General features: G+C 72.9%; 4 protein-coding genes. All 4 read right to left on the bottom strand.

Features of this window, described 5'->3' with window-relative positions; translation table 11 throughout:
* Positions 1–16: 16 nt before the first annotated feature.
* From ABTY62_RS00455 to sbnA, 4 genes are read right to left on the bottom strand one after another with little or no spacing between them, the layout of a single operon-like run.
* Entirely contained in the window at positions 17–835 is an 819-nt protein-coding gene (locus ABTY62_RS00455) for an ABC transporter permease (protein WP_352127089.1), read from the bottom strand.
* 37 nt (positions 836–872) lie between these two features.
* Positions 873–12662, bottom strand: a complete 11790-nt coding sequence (locus ABTY62_RS00450) for a non-ribosomal peptide synthetase (protein WP_352127088.1) — start codon at positions 12660–12662, stop codon at positions 873–875.
* Positions 12659–17269 (bottom strand): non-ribosomal peptide synthetase, encoded by a 4611-nt coding sequence (locus ABTY62_RS00445; RefSeq protein WP_352127087.1) that lies wholly within the window; start codon positions 17267–17269, stop codon positions 12659–12661. The genes ABTY62_RS00450 and ABTY62_RS00445 overlap by 4 nt, the downstream gene beginning before the upstream one ends.
* Positions 17266–18261: a 2,3-diaminopropionate biosynthesis protein SbnA gene (gene sbnA, locus ABTY62_RS00440; RefSeq protein ID WP_352127086.1), complete on the bottom strand. Its 996-nt coding sequence runs from the start codon at positions 18259–18261 to the stop codon at positions 17266–17268. The genes ABTY62_RS00445 and sbnA overlap by 4 nt, the downstream gene beginning before the upstream one ends.
* Between the last annotated feature and the right edge of the window lie 439 nt (positions 18262–18700).

The following is an 18700-nucleotide window of genomic DNA, read 5'->3' as shown; positions in this document are numbered from 1 at the left end:
CCTTCGGTGGGACTGGTCAGTGCTGACTGGTCCGGTAGCGCCGCATGCTGATCACGCCGGTGATCAGCAGCACGGCCGCGAGGGACACCACGCACACGAGGGCGGAGTGGGTGGCGGCGAACCCGGAGACGTTCTGCGGGTTGCCCCACAGCTGGCGCACCGCCGTGACCACGGCGCTGACCGGGTTCCACTCGGCGACCGGGCGGACCAGCGCGGGCATCTTGTCGGGCGAGATGAACCCGGTGGACAGGAACGAGAACAGCACGGCGATGAGGCCGCCGACCGACTCGATGGTCTCCAGGTTGCGCCAGAGCAGGCCGAGCATGATGCCGACCCAGACCATGGCGTAGATGAACACGGCCGCCACCCCGAACCCCGCCAGCACGGACAGCGGGTCGGCGTGCGGGCGCCAGCCGAGGATCAGGCCGGCGAGGGTGACCACGGCGATGCCCAGCACGCCCATCACCAGATCGCCGAGCGAGTTGCCGATCAGCACGGTGGCTCTGGAGATCGGCAGCGAGCGCATCCGGTCGACGAGACCGCTGCGCAGGTCCAGCGCGACGGCCACCGCCGTGGGCGTGATGCCGGCCAGGCCCACCTGCATCAGCCCACCGGCGAAGATGTACTCGGTGTAGTCGGAGTTGCCGGGCGCGACGACCGATTCGCCGAGCAGATAGCCGAACGCCACCAGCACGATGATCGGGTTCATGATGATTCCGACCAGCCTGCCGGGCGCGCGGCGCAGCCTGCGCAGCCGCCGGCCCGCCACCGTCTCGATCTCGATCATGGCCGATGCCAGGGCACGCTCCCGGACCCGCACCACCTCCGTGGTCATGCCGCACTACCTTTCATATCGAGCTCCTGCACGCACATCAGGCCGAAACATCCTTCAGCAGACGGTTGATCACGGCGGCGAGCCATGCCTGCGGGGCCGGGTGCATGAGGTACTCGTGCCCGACGTCCACGGCGTGCCTGGTGACGTGTCCGACGTACGGCCGCCAGCGGTCGACCAGCTCCGCCGCCTCCGCGTCGTCGCGGTCGGCGGTGGCGGCCACCAGGTGCATCTCGCCGTCGTAGTGCTGCGGCACGAACTCCCGTATCAGCGCCCCGTGCCGGTGGGACAGCGCCATGATCCGGCGCACCCGGTCCTCGCCGAGCGCGAGCAGCGGATGCTCGCCGTGACGCAGCACGTCCAGCACGTCGTCCGGGGTGAGTTCGCGCCCGTCGAACTGGGCTCGGTCGTGCCCGATCACCTCCATGACGTTCACCAGCATCTCGGACTCGGACCGCTGCTCCGCCGGTTGGTCGTGCTCCGGGTAGCCGTCCAGATTCACCACGAGGGCGACCTGCGCTCCCGCCTTCCGCAGCCGGGCCGCGAGTTCCTGCACCACCAGGCCGCCGAACGACCAGCCGAACAGGTGGTACGGGCCCTCGGGCTGGATCTCCCGGATGCGGGCGAGGTACTCGTCGGCCAGTTCGCCCACGCTCTCCGGCAGCTCCGCCGCGCCGGACAGCGCCGGCGACTGGAGCCCGTAGACCGGGTGGCCCGGCTCCAGCCGCAGGGCCAGGCCGATGTACGGCAGCGCGAAGCCGACGCCGCTGTGCACGAAGAACAGCGGGGCGCGGTCGCCCTCCGGACGGATCGGAAGCACCGGGGCGACCGGGTCGAGTTCCTCGACCCCCTCGGCGTCGTCGAACACGCGGCCCATCGCCTCGCCGCGCCAGGCCGCCACCCGCTCGGCCGGCTGCCGCTCGCTCGCGATCGCGGCCAGCCGGGCGGCCGTGCGATGGGTGAACAGGTCCGAGATATCCAGCCGGAGCCCGGCCCGCACGGCGCGGTTGATCAGCCCGGGGGCGAGCAGCGAGTGCCCGCCGAGCTCGAAGAAGTCGTCCAGTACGCCCGCTTCGGGCAGGCCGAGCACATCCGCGAACACGCCGCAGAGCAGCTCCTCGAGCACCGTCTCGGGTGCGCGCTGGTCGGTGACCGCCGCCTCCGGCGCCGGCAGCGCCGACCGGTCGACCTTGCCGTTGGGAGTCAGCGGCCAGGCGTCCAGTACGGCCAGGGCGGACGGCCGCAGATACTCCGGCAGCCACGCGGCGAGCTGCGCGCGCAGCTGCGCCGGCTCCGGCTCGGCGCCCGGCTCGGACACGACATAGCCGAGCAGCCGTGACCGTTCGCCGTCGACGGTCACCAGGGCGTCCCGGACGCCCGGAAGCGCGCGCAGCGCGGCCTCGACCTCGCCGAGCTCGATCCGGAAGCCGCGGATCTTGACCTGGTGGTCGCTGCGGCCGACGTACTCGAGCCGACCGTCGTGGCCCCAGCGGACCAGGTCGCCGGTGCGGTACATCCGGGAGCCGGGCGGGCCGAACGGGTCGGCGACGAACCGGTCCGCGGTCAGACCGGGGCGGCCGTGGTAGCCGCGGGCGAGCCCGTCACCGGCGATGTACAGCTCGCCCAGCACGCGGTCCGGCACCGGTCGCAGCGCGGAATCCAGCAGGTAGACCCGGGTGTTCGCGATCGGCAGGCCGATCGCGGGCGCCCCGGCCCGCTCGGGGTCCAGCTCGGAGGATGTGGACCAGATCGTGGTCTCGGTCGGGCCGTAGACGTTGAGCACCGAGCGGGTCGCCGCGGCCAGGCCGGCCGCCAGCGGCTCGCTGATCGCCTCCCCGCCGGTGATCACCCGCAGTCCGCGCAGCGCCTCGGCGTCCGCGTCCAACAGCGCCTGCCACAGGCTCGGGGTCGCCTGCATGACCTCGATCCGCTCGGCCGTGATCAATGCCGCCAGCGCCTGCGCGTCGCGCACCGCCGCCCGGTCCGCGAGGACGACCTCGCTGCCCGTCAGCAGGGGGACGAACAGCTCCAGGTTGGCCATGTCGAAGCCGAACGTGGTGGTCGCGAGGAAGCGCTCCCCCGCCGCGACCGCCAGTCTGCCGCGCATGTCGGCCAGCAGATTGCGCAGCGCACCGTGCGGCACGGCGACGCCTTTCGGGCGGCCGGTCGAGCCGGATGTGTAGATCAGGTACGCCGCGTGGTCCGGCAGCAGCCCGGCGGGCTCCGCGGGGGCCGTCCCGTCCGCCTCGGCCGGCTCGTCCAGCCCGCCTGTTTCATCCAGTTCGTCCAGTTCCTCGACCAGTAGCCGCGGCACATCCGTGTCCGGCAGCTCGGCCGAGGTCGCCGCGTCGGTGATCACCAGCAGCGGCCGTGCGTCCTCCAGCATGTAGCGGATGCGGTCGACCGGGTGGTCCGGGTCCAGGGGCAGATACGCCGCCCCGGCGCGAACCACCGCGAGCGCGGCGACCACCAGGTCCGTCACGCGTGGCAGCGCGATGCCGACCACCGTCTCGAGACCGGCGCCCCGCGCGAGGAGCGCGGCGGCCAACCGGCCGACCCGCCCGTCCAGTTCCCGGTAGGTGAGCGCGTGTGCGCCGCAGCGCAGTGCGACCCGGTCCGGGTTGCGGAGCGCCGACTCGGCGAACAGGCCGGGCAGCAGCGCGGTGGGCACGGCGGCCGCGGTGTCGTTGCGCCGCACCAGGATGCGCTCCCGCTCCCCCGGCTCCAGCACCGTCAGCGCGCCCAGCCGCTCGTCCGGCCGTTCGGCGACGGCGCGCAGCAGCCTGGTCAGCCGCTCACCCAACCGCTGCGCCGAGGCCCGGGTGAAAAGGTCCGAGCTGTACACCAGGACGCCGGAGACGCCGTCCGGCGCGCCGTCCGTCCGCCGTTCGAACAGGTCGAAGGCCAGGTCCACCTTGGGCCGCGTGGTGTGGAGCGGCTCCTCGCGGCAGTCGAAGCCCGGCAGCCCCAGCACCGACGCGCCGTCGTCCGGGGTGAACTGCACCAGCACCTGGAACAGCGGGTGTCTGGCCATCGACCGGGCCGGGTTGAGCGCCTCCACGAGGTACTCGAACGGCACGTCCTGCCGGGCGTACGCGGCCAGGTCGGTCTCCCGGACCCGGTCCAGCAGATCCACGAAGCTCGGGTCGCCGCTGGTGTCGGTGCGCAGCACGAGCGTGTTCACAAAGAACCCGATCATGTCGTGCAGGCCCTCGTCGTCGCGGCCGGCGACCGTACTGCCCAGCGGGATGTCCGTGCCGGCGCCCAGCTTGGTGAGCAGGGCCGCGACGGCGGCCTGCATGACCATGAACAGCGTGCTGTTGTGCTCCTGGGCCAGCTTGGCGAGCGCGTGATGCAGGTCGGCGTCGAGATCGAAGCGGACCATGTCGCCCGTGTGGCCACTGACCGCGGGCCGCGCGAAGTCGCGTGGCAGCTCCAGTTCGTCCGGCAGATCGGCGAGCACCTCGCGCCATTCGTCCAGTTGCGTGGACAGCGGGCCGTCCGGATCCCGCTCGGAGCCGAGCAGATCTCGCTGCCACACCGCGAAATCCGTGTACTGGAGGGCCTCCGGCGCCCAGTCCGGCGCCCGGTCCGCCAGCCGCGCGGTGTACGCCTCGGCGAACTGCCGCAGCAGCGGTCCGGTCGACACACCGTCCACCGCGATGTGGTGGAACACGATGAGCGACACCGACTCGCCGTCGTCCAGCCGGTACAGGTGGGCCCGCACCGGGCACTCGGTCTCCAGCTCGAAGCCGCGGTCCACCTCATGTGCCAGCTCGGCCGCGAGGTCCGCTGCCGCCATGTCCACGACCCGCAGCCGCGGCCGGAACTCCGGCCTCGGCACCTGGTGCGGCACCCCGTCGGCGTCCTGGGGGAAGACCGTGTGCAGGACCTGGTGGCGTGCCACGACGTCGCCGAGCGCCGCCTCGAACGCCTCCGGGTCGGGCACGCCCGAATAGCGCACCGCGATGGGCACGTTGTAGGTGCCGGTTCCGCCTTCGGCCATGTGGTTGAGGAACCACAGCCTGCGCTGTGCGAACGACAGCGGCCACAGCTCGCCGTCGGCGAGCGCGGCGGCGGGCCGCAACGGCGGCCGGCTCGCCTGTTCGGCCTCGGGCAGCAGCGCTGCCAGCGCGGCCGGGGTGGGCGCCTCGAACAGCGCGCGAACCGGCAGGTCGACGCCTGTCGCGGCGCGCACCCGGCCCAGCGCGAAGATCGCCAGCAGCGAGTGCCCGCCCAGCTCGAAGAAGTCCTCGTCGAGGCCGACACCGGTCCTGCCGAGTACCTCCGCGAACACGGTGCACACCAGCTGCTCCGCCGGGGTCCGCGGCTCGCGGCTCTCCTCGGACACGTTCGGCTCGATCGCCGTCAGCGCGGGGCGGTCCACCTTGCCGTTGGGCGTCAGCGGCAGCTCGTCGAGCAGCAGCACCGCCGACGGCACCATGTAGTCGGGCAGGGCCGCCGCGAGATCGGCCTTGATGACGGCGGTGGCCGGCACCTGCGCGCCCGGGGCGGGCACGACGTAGCCGGACAGCCACGTGTTTCCGTCCTTCCCGTCCACGCGCGCCGCGGCCTCCCTGACGTAGGGCAGCGCGCGCAGCGCGGTCTCGACCTCGCTCAGCTCGATCCGGAACCCCCGGACCTTGACCTGGTCGTCGAGCCTGCCCAGGTATTCCAGGTCGCCGTCCGCGCCCCAGCGGACCAGGTCGCCGGTGCGGTACATCCGGCTGCCGTCCGCCGCGGCCGGATCGGCCACGAACGCGGTCGCGGTGCGCGTGGCCAGGCCCAGGTAGCCGACGCCGACACCGGCGCCGCTCACGAACAGCTCGCCGGGCACGCCGCTGGGTACCGGGCGCAGGTCGGGGCCGAGCACGTGCAACGTCGTGTTGCGCAGCGGTCTGCCGATCGGCACCCGCCGGGCCGCCGCCAGCGGTGTGCGGATCTCGGCGTGGGTGACGTCGTCGGAGCACTCGGTCGGGCCGTAGCAGTTCAGCATCGGGACCTGTGGGAACCTGGCCAGCCAGCGGTTGCACAGGTCCGGCGGCACCGCCTCGCCGGTGATCGCCAGCCAGCGCAGTGTGCCGAGGTCCACCTCGGAGCCGTCGGTCTCCCACCCGGCGAGCGCGGCCGACAGCAGGGACGGGACCACCTCGAGCACGGTGACGTCGTCGGTCCGCACGGTCTCGAACAGCACGCGCGGCTCGCGGGCCACGTCGTGGTCCACCACCCGCACCACGCCGCCGACCAGCAGCGGCGTCAGCATCTGCCACACCGAGATGTCGACGGTGACCGGCGCGTTGTGGATGAGCCGGTCCTCCGGGGTCAGCCGCAGTCCCTCGACCTTGGCGAGCAGGTGGTTGACCATGCCCGCGCGGTGGACCGCGACCGCCTTCGGCCGGCCGGTCGACCCGGACGTGAAGATCACGTAGGCGAGCGCCTCCGGGGCGTCCACGTCCGGCGCGAGATCGGCGGCCTCGTCCACCCCGTCCCCCAGCGGCACCAGCTCGGCCCGCACCTCGTGCTGCTCCGCCAGCACGGCGAGCAGTTCGGTGCCGAGGGCGCTGTGGGACTCATCGACCACCAGCCGGGTCGCCCCGCTGTCCAGCAGGGTGTCGACGAGCCGGCTCGGGCTCGCCGTGACATCCAGCGGCACATACGCCCGACCCGCGCCCAGCACGCCCAGCACGGCGGCGATGTGGCCGGCACCGCGGTCGGACAGCACGGCCACCCGCTCGCTGCCGGTCAGCCGCCGGGACAGGGCGCTGGCCCGGCCGACCAGGCCGGCGTACGTGGTGGCACCGTCCGGGTCGACCACCGCGATGTCGTCGGGCCGGGCCGCGGCGTGCGCCCGTACGCGGGCCACCAGGCCCTCGTAGCGCTCCGCGGTGACCGGGCCGGTGCCCAGCGCCTCAAGGTGCGCCTGCTCCGCCGCCGGCAGCGCGCCCAGTTCGCTCAGCCGGGCGTGCGGGTCCGTGACCACCGCGGTCAGCAGCGCCAGGAACCGGTCGATGGTGCGCTGCGCGGTGGATCGGGCGTAAAGCTCGGTGCGGTACTCCAGGACGCCGACCATCGAGCTCGGCTCGCCTTCGCGGAAGCACTCGTCGAGCAGCAGCGACAGGTCGAACTTGGCACGGCGCAACGGAACCGGCTCGACCGATCCGAACAACTCGGCCGCCTCCGCGGTCGTGTCGACCCGGCTGGTCATCGTCAGCATGTACTGGAACAGCGGCTGCCGGGTCAGTGACCGGTTCGGGTTGAGCGCCTCGACCAGGTGCTCGAACGGCAGATCCTGGTGGGCGTACGCGGCCAGGTCCGCCTCCCGCACCCGGTCGATCAGCTCGGCGAACGTCGGGTCGCCACTGGTGTCGGTCCGCAGCACCAGGGTGTTGACGAAGAACCCGATCAGGTCCTCCAGCGCCTCGTCGTCACGGCCGGCGACCGGGGTGCCGACCGGGATGTCGGTGCCCGCGCCGAGCCGCGCGAGCAGCGTCGCGAACGCGGCCTGGACCACCATGAACAGGCTGGCGTCCAGATCGGCCGCGAGGCGGGTCAGGTCGCGGTGCAGTTGCTCCGGGACCTCGAACGGCAGTTCCTCGCCCTCGTACCCGGACACCGCGGGGCGCAGATAGTCGGTCGCGACGTCCAGCGCCTCCGGGACGCCCTCCAGCGCCTTGCGCCAGTAGTCGAGCTGCCGCGCGGACACGCTCTCCGGATCGTCGGTGTCTCCGAGGAAGTCGCTCTGCCACACGCCGTAGTCCCGGTACTGCACGGAGAGCGGCGCCCAGTCGGGGGCGTGCCCGGCGATCCGCGCCGAGTACGCGGCGCACAGATCGCGCACCAGCGGGGTGATCGACCCGCCGTCGAAGGCGATGTGATGGATCACCAGGAGCAGCACGTGCTCGCCGTTGTCCACTTCGTACAGCACGCAGCGCAGCGGTGTCCGGGTCAGGTCGATCCTGGTGTCCGCCTGGGTCGCGAGCGCGTCGTCCAGGTGATCGGCCCCGATGCGCACGACGGTGACCGGCACCTCCGGCCGCGGATCGAGGACCCGCTGCACGGGGGCACCGCCCTCGTCGGCGTACACGGTGCGCAGCACCTCGTGGCGCGTGGTCACATCGGCGAGCGCGGCGCGCAGCGCGGGCTCGTCCGCGGCCGCGGACAGCCGCACCGCGATCGGCACGTTGTACATGCCGGCGCCCTCGTCCTCCTGGAGCCGGTCCAGGAACCACAGGCGTTGCTGCGCGAAGGACAGCCCGGTCCGACCGCCTTCGCGGGGCGCCGGCCGCAGCGGCGGGCGCGCCGCCGCCGCGCCGCCGATCCGCAGCGCGAGGCCCGCGACCGTCGGGGCCTCGAACAGCGCCCGGATCGGCACCTCCAGGTTCAGCATCGCCCGCAGCCGGGCGATCACCTTCGTGGCGAGCAGCGAGTGCCCGCCCAGGGCGAAGAAGTCGTCGTCGATGCCGATCGAGTCCAGGCCCAGCACCTGGGCGAAGACAAACGCGAGGCTCTCCTCCAGCGGGGTCCTCGGAGCGCGGCCGGCGGGCCGTGCCACGGCGCCCGGCTCGGGCAGCGCCGCGCGGTCCACTTTGCCGTTCGGGGTCAGCGGCAGGGTCTCCAGCGCGACCAGCGCGGCGGGCACCATGTAGTCGGGAAGCGACCCGGACACGTGCTCGCGCACCAGGTCCACATCCGGCAGCTCGCCGCCTGGCACCGGCACGACGTAGCCGACCAGCCGTTTGCCGCCGCCGTCCTCGCCGAGCACCACGGACGCGTCGCCGACCGCGGGCGCGCCGCGCAACGCGGCCTCGACCTCGCCCAGTTCGATCCGGTAGCCGCGCAGCTTCACCTGGTCGTCCACGCGGCCCACGTAGTGCAGCACACCGCGGTCGTCCCAGCGGGCCAGGTCGCCGGTGCGGTACATCCGCTCGCCGGCGGGGTCGAACGGGGACGCCACGAACCGGGTCGCGGTGAAGCCCTGGCGGTTCAGATAGCCGCGGGCCAGGCCGCCGCTGACGTAGATCTCCCCGGTCACCCCGGCCGGTACCGGGCGCAGCGCGGAGTCCAGGAGGTACACCCGGTGCGCCGCCAGCGGCCGGCCGATCGCCGGGCGCTCGGGCCCGTGCAGCGGGCCCGCGGCGGTGGAGGCGAGCACGGTCTCGGTCGGGCCGTAGCCGTTGAACATCCGGACGCTGTCCGACCAGCGGGTCACGACCTCCTTCTGGCACGCCTCGCCCGCGACCACCATGGTCAGGTCGGAGGGCAGGGTGCTGCCGTCGGGCAGCGCCGCGGCGACGGCGGGAGGGAACGCCAGCAGGTTGACCCGCTGCTCGGCGATCAGGTCGACCAGGGCCGGACCGGGCAGCCTGCTCAGCTCGTCGGTCAGCACCAGCGTGCCGCCGCCGAGCAGCGCCATCGACCACTCCCAGATCGACGCGTCGAAACTGGACGGCGCGAACTGGAGCATCCGGGTGTCCGGCACGACGTCGAACTTCGCGATCAGGTCGAAGACCATCTTGGTGAACCCGAGGTGGTCCACCACGACGCCCTTGGGCTGCCCGGTCGAGCCGGATGTGTAGATCACATACGCGGCGTCGGTGGGCAGAAGCGGCCGGGTGCGCTCGGCGTCGGTCAGGTCGCCCGCGGGGCGGGCGGCCACCCGCGCCGCGCTGTCCGGGTCGTCGACCAGGATCATCTCGGCCTCGGACGACGGCAACGCCTGGCTGATGTCGACCGTGGACACGATCACGGCGGGCCGGGAGTCGCCGAGCATGAACGCGATCCGGTCGGCCGGATACTGCGGGTCGACCGGGACATAGGCGGCACCGGCCTTCTGCGTCGCCAGGACCGATACCAGCAGTTCGGGGGTGCGCGGCAGCACCAGCGCGACGAGCGTGTCCGGGCCCGCGCCGCACGCGACCAGCTCGCGCGCCATCCGGTTGGCCCGCGCGTCCAGTTCGGCGTAGCTCATCGTGGCGCCGGTCCAGCTCAGCGCCGGTGCGTCCGGCGCGGCGGCGACCCGCTCGGCGAACAGCGTCGGCACGTCGCACACGCGACGCTCGGCGATCGAACCGGCCCACGGGCCGATGATGTCGCCGCGCTCGCCGGCGGTGAGCGCGTCGAGCGCGCCCAGCGGGCGGTCCGCGCTGTCCACCACGGTGCCCAGCAGCCCGATCAGCCGCCGCGCGACCCGTTCGGCGTCGGCCGGTCCGAACAGGTCCGGACGGTACGCCAGCTGTAGCCTGATCTGTCTGCCCGGATGCACCAGCAGCGCCATCGAGTACTCGCCGGACAGCTCGGCGCGGATGTCGTCCACCGCGAGCCCCGGCACGATCGCGCTCAGCTCCGCGATGTCCATCGGGTAGTTCTGGATGGTCACCGACGTGTCCAGCAGCCGGCGGATCCCGGTCAGCCGCTGGATGTCGCCGAGACCGAGGTGCTGGTGTTCGGTCAGGCCCAGCTGCTGGTCCTGGAGGTCGGCCGCCACCTCGGCGAACGACCGGTACGGGTCGAGTCGCACCGGCACCGGCAGGGTGTTCACGAACATGCCGACCATGTCGTCCACCCCGGCCAGGTCGGCCGGGCGGCCGGACTGCACGCTGCCGAACACCACGTCCCGGCTGCCGGTGAGCTGGCCGACCAGGATCGCCCAGCAGCAGTGCATCACGGTGCCGAGCGTGAGCTCACGGCGGCGGGCGAACTCGGTGACCGCCGAGGTCAGGTCCGTCGGCAGGTCGAAGAAGAGATGCTCGGGCCGCACCGGCGGGACCTCGTCGCCGTGCGGTGAGATCAGCGTCCCCTCGGAGACGTTCGCCATCGCGCCCCGCCACGCCTGCTCGGCGGTCTCGTCGTCCCGGCCGTCCAGCCATCTCAGGTAGTCCTGGTACGGCCTGGGTTCGGTGAACGACGCCGCGCCCCCTCGGTAGGCGGACAGCAGTTCGCGCATCACGATCGGGGTGGACCAGCCGTCCGCCACGATGTGGTGGAACGTCCACAGCAGACGGTGGCTGTCCGGGCCGACGCGGATCAGCGTGAACCGCATGAGCGGCGGCGCCGCCAGGTCGACGCCGCGGTCCCGGTCGGCGGCCGCGAAATCGGCGAGCTCCGCCTCGGAGGCGCCGGTCATGTCCACTTCCGACCACGGCAGCTCGACCGACTCGGGGATGACCTGGAGCTGCTCGCCGGTCGCGCTGTAGCGGAAGCAGCAGCGCAGGTTGACGTGCCGGTCCAACAGGCTCGCGGCGGCGGCGCGCAGCCGATCGGGAACGAGCGGGCCGGTCAGGTCCGCGAGCACCTGGACGTGGTAGACGTCCAGCTCGTTCTTGTGCAGGCCCGCGTGGAACAGCATGCCCTTCTGGAGCGGCGACAGGGACAGCACGTCCTCGAGCGGGCCGAGGTCGGCCTCGAGCCCGTCGATCTCGCGCTGCGTCAGCGTCGAGACCGTCAGGTCGGAGGGCGTACGGCCGCCCGCGCCCGGCGTGGCGGTGTGCTCGGCCAGCAGGTCCAGCAGCCGCAACCACTCCCCGGCCAGTTCCTCGCCGCCGGGGAGCAGATCGGGCAGATACGCCCAGTCGGCGATCAGCCTGCCGTCGCGAACCGCCACGGTCACGGTCACCACATGGCCGGCCGGGGTGGCCGGGTCCGCCTCGGCGGCCACCGGGCCCGGCAGCTCGCCGGCGAACCGCAGCCGCACCTGCGGGGTTCCGCGCCGGGCGAGCACGTCGCCGGTCTGCGGGTTGAGGTGGCGCAGCAGACCGTAGCCGGAGCCGCCGTCCGGCAGCGCCCGCAGCTGCTCCTTGACCCGCTTGACCGCGTCGTCGAGGTCCGCATCGCCCGGGGCGAGATCCTCCACATACGTGACGGCCGCGTCCGCCCGGACCGGGAACCCGCTGGTGCAGCGGCCGACCGTACGGCCGAGGTCCAGTCCCTCGACGAGCCGCTCCCTCTCGTATCCGTCCAACTCGACCAGCAGGGCGGTGCGGCCCGTCTCGGCCTCTCCGCGGTGCGCGGAGCCGGCCAGCGCCAACGCGGCCAGCAGCGCGTCCTCGGTGGTGGCGTGGAACGCCGACGGCAGCGTGGACAGCAGCGCCGTGCTGGTCCCGGCGGACACCTCCTGCCGGAGGTGACGCACCGCGGCCACGGTGTGCCTGGCCGGGTCCAGCACGGCGTCCGGCACCAACTGGGCGTCGGAGTCGAGCTGTTCCGTCCACGACGGCAGTTCACGCACCCGGCGTGCGGCGCGCGCCTGCCCGGCCAGCTCGGTCGCCCACGCCCGGTAGGGCACCGGCACGTCGCCGGCCACCGGCACACGGCCGGCGACGGCGTCGCGGCACCCGGCGAGCAGGTCGTCGGCGAGCACCCGCCACGACGCGGTGTCCGCCACCAGCTCGTGCGCCAGCATCAGGATGCGCTTCCCGGTGAGCACCACCTGGAGCGCGACGCCCTCGCCCACCGCCAGCCGGGTCCGCGCGGCGGCGGCCAGCTCGGCCAGCTCTGCCGGCTCTGCCGGGTCGACGGCCGCGGCGGCCTCGGTCACGAGCCGCTCCGCGCGCACCGCGGCCGCCGGCAGTACGCCCAGCGTCAGGAGGCCCTCGAACGGCTCGGTCAGGCACAACCGCAGCGCCTCGTGCCGGTCGAGCAGCGCCTGCACGGCCGCGGTCAGCGCGGCCAGGTCGGTGCCCTCCGGGGCGTCCAGGACCAGGTACTCGCCCAGTTGCGCGGCCGGACCCGGCAGCGCACCGGCCCGGTCCCGCAGCCGCTGCACCGAGGGGGTCAGCTCGACATCGTGCAGGTCGTACTGTCCGCCCGCCGCGGCTGTCTCCGGCTGTGTCACGATCTCTCCCTACCGTTGAGTCCGCAGTGGACGACGAGGGCGCGCAACGCCCGGAACCAGGTGTGCGCGATGTCTCCGGCTTCCGCGTCGCCGAACAGCTCGCCCGCCCAGAGCCAGTCCGCCACCAAGTGCGGCCCGGTCGGCCGGTCCTCGGTGACGGGTGTGACGGCCAGGACGTGCCGCAGCGGCATGTCCGCGCTCGTGGCGGTGGCGATCACCGCGTCGCCGCCGTCCAGCCGCCAGGCGCCCGTTCCGGTACCCGCGGTGAACCGGCCCAGGTAGTTCAGGCCGAGCTCGGGCGGCGCGAACCGCCCCAGCGCGGACTCCGTCTGAGCGTTGAGGTAGCGCAGCAGTCCGTAGCCCAGGCCGCGGTCGGGCGCGGAGTACGTGCGCGCCGCGAGCCGTCCCAGCGCTTCACCGCCCGCCCAGAGGTCGTCCCAGTCCGGCGCCGCACCGTCCGCCGACACATCCAGCCGCACCGGGAAGATGCTCGTGAACCAGCCCACCGTGCGGGCCAGGTCCTCGCCGGCGATCGGCTCGCGGCCGTGCCCCTCCAGCTCCACCAGGACCTGCCCGGCGGGCTCGCCCCTGCGGCGCCGCCAGTCGGCGACGGCGATGCCCAGCGCGGTCAGCAGCACATCGTTGACCTCGACCCCCAGTGCGGCCGGGGTCACACCGAGCAGAGGCCTGGTCACCTCGGGCGGCAGGACCAGGCGCAGCGAGTGCCCGGTGGCGTAAGTGTCGCGCAGCGGGTCGAGCGGCCGGCCGGCCATCGGCGGCCCCGGGTCGCGCACCTGCTCGAGCCAGACCGGGAACTCCGCGAGCCGGGCGCTGGACCGGGCGCTCCGGCCGAGCGCGCGGCACCACTGGCGGTACGAGGTGCCGACGGCGGCGAGCGCGATGTCCCGGTCCGCCACCGCGGACTCCCACGCCTCGCGCAGGTCCGGCACCAGCACCCGCCACGACACGCCGTCCACGCACAGGTGGTTCACCAGCCACAGCAGCCGGTCCGGGGCGCCGTCCGCGCCGCGGACCAGCACCACCTGCGTGACGATCCCGCGCTCCGGGTCCATGCGGGCCTGTGCGTCCGCCGCGAGTTCCGGTATCGGCGCGACGGCGGCCTCGGTGAGCACGTCGCTCGCCTTCACCGCCCCCGGCGGCAGGGTCTCCAGCACCCACTGCCCGGCGACCGGGACGCTCACCTGCATCCGGAGCGCGTCGTGGTGGTCGAGCACGGCCTGGAGCGCGAAGCCGAGCCGGTCGATGTCCACCTCGGACGGGACCTCGACCACCACGTACTGGCCGTAGCGGCGGACCGCCGCGGGCAGGCCGTCGGCGGCCAACAGCGCCAGGTCCGCGCGTAGTTGCGCGGTGACCGGCGGCGGCTCGACCTCGCCGACGCCGTCCTCCGCGCGCGGCACCGCCGACTGCCCCGCCGGCACGGCGGCGGCCGCGATCGCGGCCGGGGTCTTCAGCTGGAAGATCTGCTGCGGGGTGACCAGCAGGCCCTCCCGGCCGATCCGGCTGGACACCTGGATCGAGATGATGCTGTCCCCGCCCAGGGCGAAGAAGTTGTCGTCCGGGCCGATCGCGGGCAGGCCGAGCGCGTCGGCGAACAGCCGGCAGAGCAGCTGCTCCTCCGGTGTCTCCGGGTCCCGGGCCACACCCGCCCGCGTCACCTCGTCCGCCTCCGGCTCGGGCAGCGCCCCGCGGTCCACCTTGCCGTGCCCGGTCAGCGGCAGCGCGTCCAGGGTCACCAGCACGGACGGCACCATGTACTCGGGCAGCACCGCGCCGAGCCGCTCGCGCAGCAGGGCCGGATCGGCCTCCGCGGCGCCCGTGGGCACCACATAGCCGACCAGCCGCTGCCTGCCGAGCTCACCGAACACGGCCGCGGCGGCGTCCCGCACCTGCGGCAGCGCCTGCATCGCGGCCTCGACCTCGGCCAGTTCGATCCGGTTTCCGCGCAGCTTCACCTGGTGGTCGCGGCGCTCCACGAACTCCAGCTGCCCGTCCGACCGCCAGACCACCCGGTCGCCGGTGCGGTACATCCGCGAACCGGCGCCCGCGAACGGATCGGGCAGAAACGCCGTCGCGGTCTTCGCCGGATCACCGAGATAGCCGCGGCCGACGCCGGAACCGCCGACGTACAACTCGCCGATGGCGCCCCGGGGCACCGTACGCAGATCGTCGCCCAGCACATACAGCGAGGTGTTGCGGACCGCGCGGCCGATCGGCACCCGGCGCCGCGCCATGCCGCTGGTGCCGTCCTCGGCGGTGAGCACCGCGTGCGTGACGTCGTCCGAGCACTCGGTGGGTCCGTAGGCGTTGAGCACGGGGATCTTCGATTCGCGGCGGAACCAGCGGCGGCACAGGTCGGCGGGCATCGCCTCGCCCGTCACCAGAAGCCGGCGCACGGTGCTCAGCCGCGGGCCGCCGTCCAGGGCGTCCCACGAGTCCAGCGCGGCGCGCAGCAGCGAGGGCACCACCTCGACCACGGTGACGCCCTCGTCCACGACCAGCGGGAACAACAGGTTCGGGTCGGCGGCGACGACGCGCGACACGATGCGCACCCGGCCGCCGACCAGCAGGCCCGCCAGCAGTTGCCAGACGGAGATGTCGAAGGTGAGCGGCGCGTTCTCGAGGACCGTGTCGGCCGGCGTCATGCCCAGGTCCTCGATCTTGGCGCGCAGGTGGTTCACCATGCCGCCGTGGTGCACCATCGCGCCCTTCGGTGTGCCCGTGGAGCCGGAGGTGAAGATGACATACGCCAGCTCGTCCGGGTCGTCGGGCAGCTCGGCGAGGTCGGTCTCCTCGGTGTCCTCGGTGTCGTCCAGCAGCACGATGTCGGCATGGGTCACGGCGGCGATCTCGGTGGCCAGCTTGAGGTGTTCGGCGTCCACCAGCAGGCAGCCGATCGCGTTGTCGGCCACCAGGCCGGCGGTGCGCGCGACGGGGGCCCGCACGTCCAACGGCACATATGCCGCGCCCGCGCCCCAGGTGCCGAGCACCCCGACGACGAACGCGGCGCCCGGCCCGGCGACCACCCCGACCAGCCCGGTCTCCGGCAGCCGCCGGGCCAACGCGTTCGCGCGCGCGACCAGTTGCCCGTAGGTCACCTCCCGTGGCGCCTCGCCCGGACCGTCGACCAGCGCCACCGCGTCGGGCTGCCGCGCGGCGACCGCGCGGATCGCCGCGGGGACGCTCAGGTACGGCTCGTCGCGGACCGGGCCGGCGGACATCCGGCCGTAGTGGCCGATCTCGATCGCGTCGAGCAGCGGCACCTCGCCCACGGGGGCCTGCTCCGCGGAGCCGGCGAACCGGCCGAGGAACCCCGCGAACCGGTCCAGGTGATCGGCCACCTCGTCCGGGTGGTACAGGTCGGGGTTGCCGTTGATGCTCAGCCGCAGGCTCTCGCCGGCGTTGTCGACCGTGGTCACCATCAGGTCGCTGACCAGGCCGGTTGCGAGGTTCTCCACCGCCGCCGTGCACGGGCCCAGGTCCAGCCCGGTCAGCAGCGGCAGCATGTTCACGAACGGGCCGACCGGCCAGCGGTCGTCGGCCTTGAGGCCGAGGTCGCGGCGGATCGCGCCGACCCGGTAGCGCTGGCGGCGCAGCAGTCCGCCGAGCTCCGCCGAGGTCCGGCGGAGCAGTTCCGGACGGCTCTCCGCGCGGTCGACGTGCACCTCCATCGGCAGGAAGTTCGCCGTCATCCCGGGGATCTTGAGGGCGGTCGCACTCGTCCGGGCGCTCGCCGCGACCGTCAGCGTCACGTCCTCGGCGCCCGTCATCCGGTTGGTGTAGAGGGCGGTCGCGGCCATCATCAGCGCGCCGGTGGTCACCCCGGCCCCGCGCGCGGCGCCGCGTACGGCGCCGGACACCCGCTCGTCCAACACGCGGGTACGGCGCAGGAACGCGCGGGGCAGTGAGTGCACCGGCGTCCGGGTGGACAGCGTGGTCGCCGCGGTGGGCCGCGGAAACCGGGCCCGCCAGAACGTGCGGTCCCGCTCCTCGAACCGTGATCCGAGGTAGGACTCCTCCTCCTCGATCAGCAGCCGCAACGGCGGCAGCGCACCCTGGCCCGGGTCGCCGCCGACGGCACGGGTCGCGTAGATCTCCGCGAACCGGCGCCAGTACACGACATGGCTGTAGCCGTCGCTGATCGCATGGTGGATGCAGAAGTACAGCTGGGTCCGCTCGGGGCCCAGGCGCAGCGCGGCCAGCCGCATCAGCGGGAAGTCGGTGATCGCGAACGGACGCACCAGGTCGGTGTCCATCCACCGCCGGGCGGCGGCCTCGGGGTCCGGCTCTCCGGACAGGTCGTGCCAGGTCATCGGCAGGACGGGCAGTGGCCGTACGGTCTGCTGGGGCAGCCCGTCCCGCTCGACGAACTGAATCCGGGTGCACTCCGCCTCGTGCACCAGCTGCCGTACGGAGGCCTCCAGCACCGCAGGGTCCACCGGGCCGTGGATGTCCACGCACACGCCGGAGTTGTAGGCCGGTGTCCCGCCGGAGAACTGCTCGTCGTACCAGATCTCCGCCTGGCCCGCCATCAGCGGGAACACGGTCCGGGTATCCGCCGTCGGGTGCGACTGCGCTGCGGTCACGGCTGCCTCCTGGTGGTGGCTGACTCCGCCACGGTCGGGGCCGGCGCGCCGGCCCCGAAGTGCTCCGCCACCCACTCGTCGTCGTAGATGGTGTCCAGATAGCGCTCACCGAGGTCCGGTGCGATGGCCACGGCGGTGAGGTCGCCGGCCGGCGCGTGCTCGGCCAGCCAGCGAAGTGCGCCGGCGACCACGGTCCCGGTCGAGCCGCCGAACAGAAAGCCGCTGCGCTGCATCGTCCGGCAGGTGCGCACGGTGTCCGGTTCGGCCACGAGGACCACTTCATCGACGTATGACCGGTCCAGCAGGGTGGGCCGCACCGCGGTGCCGAGGCCCGGGATGAACCGCGGCGCGGGCGGGAACCCGAAGGTGATCGACCCCTCCGCGTCGATCGCCACGATCCGCACGGACGGCTTCTCCTCGCGCAGGTGGCGCGCGCAGCCCATCAGCGTTCCGGTGGTGCCCGCACCGACGAACAGCACGTCCAGCTCCGGGAACTGCTTGAGGATCTCCGGGCCGGTCGTGCGCGCGTGCGCGATCCAGTTCGCCGGGTTGCTGTACTGGTCGAGCCAGACGTATTGCTCGTTGTCCCGGCACAGTTGCTCGACGTACGCCAGCCGGGCACCGAGCAACCCGCGCTCCGCATGCGGCTCGGTCACCACGCGCACCTCCGCGCCGTGCGCCCGCATCAGCCGCTGCGCGCTCAGCGTGCAGCGCGAATCGGTGACACACACGAAGCCGTAGCCGTAGCTCGCCGCGACGATGCTCAGCGCGACGCCCAGATTGCCCGACGAGCTCTCCACGATGGTCGTGCCGGGGCGCAGCACGCCGGCCCGCTCGGCGGCTCCGACCATCTCCAGGGCCGCCTTCAGCTTCACCGAGCCCGCGAAGTTGAAGCCCTCGCACTTGAGGTAGAGCGACTGCCCGAACATCGGCTCCATGGCCACATAGAGGTCCCCGACGTTGAACTCCTCGGGCCGGGTGATCACCGTCATCGCAACTCCCGGAGAACTCGTTGGATCCGATCCCCAGAAGTGATCGAGAAAGCCGACCGCGACTCCGTCATCGACATCTTCTCCGAACCCCTACTCCCTGACTCGCAATCCCCGACGATGGTCGCTTCCCCCGCTGACAGGGCGATGACGTAGCACTGACCTCTCCTGTCGGAGCCAGGAAAATCGCGCGGGCTGAAGAGGAAATATAGAAAGTTGCAAACTTCTCGCACGGGGTATCCTCCTCGATTCGTTGACACTCGAGGGACACGCGTGAGAAATTCTGCAAACGCCTCAGAAAAAGACGTTCTCGCAATTCTGGCGATCGAACGAACCGTAGCTGTTCAGCACGGGTGGACGCGCGAACACCATGCGCGAGCGGGCGGCCCCATGTCGGGATTGACCGGGACTGAACAGCCACAACGAACCGGTGCCGTATGAC

This window comes from Streptomyces sp. NPDC097640 (genome assembly GCF_040302705.1).
In the GTDB taxonomy this organism is placed as follows: Bacteria; Actinomycetota; Actinomycetes; order Streptomycetales; family Streptomycetaceae; genus Streptomyces.
Note: the sequence above shows the minus strand (reverse complement) of the source record. Positions and strands in the feature narration are given on the sequence as shown.